Source organism: Betaproteobacteria bacterium, from assembly GCA_016791345.1.
Lineage (GTDB): Bacteria > Pseudomonadota > Gammaproteobacteria > Burkholderiales > JAEUMW01 > JAEUMW01.
In genome coordinates, this window is record JAEUMW010000271.1 from 1 (window position 1) to 3,143 (window position 3,143).

Consider the following 3,143-nt stretch of genomic DNA (forward strand, 5'->3'; position numbering starts at 1 on the left):
CGGCGCGGACTGCTGCCTGCGGTGCGCCGGCTCATCGATTTCCTGGCGGAGCGCTTCGCGCGGATCGACGAGGAGTAGCAGGACACCTGCCGCACGTGGCGGCCGCAGTATCGGCGCAGCCAGCGGAGTTGAAGCGCCGCCCACTCATGCGCGTGTAGCCACGAAGCGCACGCAATCTCCGGACACTTCGCGCCAGGGTGCGTCGGCTGCGGCGTAGACGTCTTGTGCGCTGCGATGGATGCAGACTGCTTTGGAGCCGTCACCGAAACAGCGCAGCGATTTCGCCAGCTCGCGTGTTCCCGCGGGCGTGAGCCTCAATGTCGTGCGCGGCGGGGGCGGCTCGTTGTGCAGTTCCATCCGCGGTGCGAACTCTGCCGCAGACCAGAAGACGCGTCGCGATAACCGGTCGCGCATCTCGTCGTGCCGCCGAATGACCGGCCCGTCCTCGTCGCGCGGAAAGAGTGCGCGATACCGCTCCGCATCGAGCTGCAGATCGCATTGGCGTGCTTCGGCGATCATCCAGCGCAGCGCGTTGTTGGCCGGCGCGCTTTCGCACGGCGCATAGCCGCCGCCGACATCGGCGTGATTGCCGGGAAACCAGACTTCCTGCACGTCCTGCGGAACGCCTGGCGGCTCGTCCGTCGCATCGAGATCGAACGACGCCGGCGCGTACACCGCCGGGCGCTCGCCTGTGAGTCCACCCCAGGTCGTGTGCAGATAGAAGGATCGGCGTTCGTCGATGGCAAGCGCATGCCGGACATGCTCGACGATCGGGTTGTGCCGCACGTGCGGCAGGTTCGTCGGCCGAAAGTAGCCAACCGACTTGACCGTGTCCCAGATCCCCAGAAAGCGGATGTTGCACGGGCGCGACCATTTGCGACGGAACGCGTCGACGCGCGCGCGATACGCTTTGCGCTCCGCCGCCGCCAACCCCGTGTAGTGTTCCCGGCACCAGCCGAGCGCCGCATCGACCTGCGCGGCCGCGTCCTGGCGCAGGAGCCCGCAGCGATAGATGAGCCCGGCGAGCGCCCGCACGGTGAACGCGCCGCGACTGAAACCGAAAAGAAAGATCTCGTCCCCCGGCTGCCAGGCGTGGATAAGCGCGAGGTAGAGCTGCCGGATGTTGGCGGTCGTGCCGAGTCCGAAGCCGAGTTCCAGCGGCTGGCGCAATCGCCGCCACAGCAGCGCCTCGGGGTTCGAGTCCGCCAATTGCAGACGGTCGGAGAGCGCCAGCCCGCTCTGCAGCCGCCGCAGACTGACGTGGGTGCCGATGCCGGGATCGTAGATCGCGATCTGACCCGCATTCGCGGACAGGTCCAGCAGTTTGCAGAGCCGCAGCACGTTCGAGTCGTGGCGACCCACGGATTGTCCGGTTCCGTCCGAAAGCGCGATGATGCGCTTGGGCATGGCTGGCGCGGCAGAAGCCTTCGAGGTCGCCATTTTCACCCTGCGGCCGTCGCTGGCAAGAGCGGCGACAGCATCGGCGGGCGCGCAAGAATTCCGCGACTTTTGCCACGGATTGCAGTCAGAATGCGGTTCGCTCCGCCTGCCTCCCGCCCGCTCGTCCGATGTCCAAGGCTCCCGTTCCATTCATCGCCATCCGCGGCGCGCGCCAGAACAACCTCAAGAACCTCGACCTCGACCTGCCGCTCGACGAGCTCATCGTCGTCACCGGCGTGTCGGGCTCCGGCAAATCGTCGCTGGTCTTCGACACGCTTTACGCCGAAGGACAGCGGCGCTACGTCGAGACGTTCAGCCCCTACGCGCGGCAGTTCCTGGATCGGCAGGACCGTCCGCTGGTGGATCGCATCGACGGCATTCCGCCGGCGATCGCCATCGACCAGACCAACCCGGTGCGCACCTCGCGCTCGACGGTGGGGACGATGACCGAACTGAACGACCATCTGAAGCTGCTGTTCGCCCGCGCCGCGCAGCTCTTCTGCCGGCAATGCGGGCGGCCGGTGCGGCGCGATTCACCGGACACGATCTACGATGATCTCGCCGCCCGCGCCCGCTTGGCGGCAGACCCGCGGCTCACGGTGACTTTTTCCGTCGAGGTGCCCGCCAACTTCGGGCGCGAGGAAGTCCTGGAGCTTCTGCAGGCGCAGGGCTATACCCGCATCCATGCCCAGTCCGATGACGCCGTCGAGGCGGTACAGGATCGCTTCCGCCTGGGGTCCGTCGAACGCGCGCGCGTGATCGAGGCGCTGGAGGCGGCGCTGCGCATCGGGCGCGGGCGGGTGAACGTGCACCCCGAGCCCGATCTGCGTGACGGCGCAGCCGACATCACGCTCCCCGCTTCCCCGCTTTCCGCTCCGTGGCGTTATTCGACCGATCTTCACTGCGCCGACTGCGACATCCACTACCGCGATCCCACGCCGAGCCTCTTCTCGTTCAACTCGCCGCTGGGCGCGTGCGAAACCTGCCGCGGCTTCGGCCGCGTGATCGGCATCGACTTCGGTCTGGTCATTCCGGATGCATCGAAGAGCCTGCGCGACGGCGCCATCCGGCCGTGGCAGTCGCCGAGCTTTCGCGAGAGTCAGGACGATCTGGAGCGGCACGCGCGCCGTGCCGGGATCCCTCTCGATGTGCCCTGGCGCGATCTCGCGGAGGCCGCGCGCCGCTGGGTGCTGGAGGGCGAGGACGGCTGGGTGAGCTGGGAGCAGTCCTGGCCGGCCAGGTGGTACGGCGTGCGCCGCTTCTTCGCGTGGCTGGAGACCAAGAGCTACAAGATGCACATCCGGGTGCTGCTCTCGAAGTATCGCGCCTATACGCCGTGCACGGCGTGCGGCGGCGCGCGGCTCAAGCCCGAGGCGCTGCTGTGGCGACTCGGCACGGCCGCCGATGCCGACAGCGTGTTCGACCCGCAGCAGCGCTTTCACCCGGTCGGCATGCCGTGGTCGCCGCAGCAGCTCGCCGCGCTGCCCGGACTCACGCTGCACGACCTGATGCTGCTGCCGATCGAGCGCGCGGCGGCGTTCTTCGCGCGGCTCCATCTGCCCGCGCCGATCGACGAGGCGACCGACCTTCTGCTTGGCGAGATCCGAGCACGGCTCAGGTACGTGCGCGAAGTCGGTCTCGGCTATCTCACGCTCGATCGCCAGTCGCGCACGCTCTCCGGTGGCGAGGTGCAGCGCATCAAC

The 3,143-nt window shown here is 68.1% G+C and carries 2 protein-coding genes; one reads left to right on the forward strand and one right to left on the reverse strand.

Features of this window, described 5'->3' with window-relative positions; all coding sequences use genetic code 11:
• Positions 1-144: 144 nt before the first annotated feature.
• The gene (locus tag JNK68_10810) at positions 145-1,407 is read right to left on the reverse strand and encodes a DUF2235 domain-containing protein (protein MBL8540849.1); all 1,263 of its coding nucleotides are present in this window, start codon (positions 1,405-1,407) and stop codon (positions 145-147) included.
• A 161-nt stretch (positions 1,408-1,568) separates the two neighbouring features.
• Here JNK68_10810 and JNK68_10815 point away from each other — a divergent pair.
• Positions 1,569-3,143: excinuclease ABC subunit A (locus tag JNK68_10815; protein MBL8540850.1), on the forward strand; the 1,575-nt coding region annotated here is incomplete at its 3' end.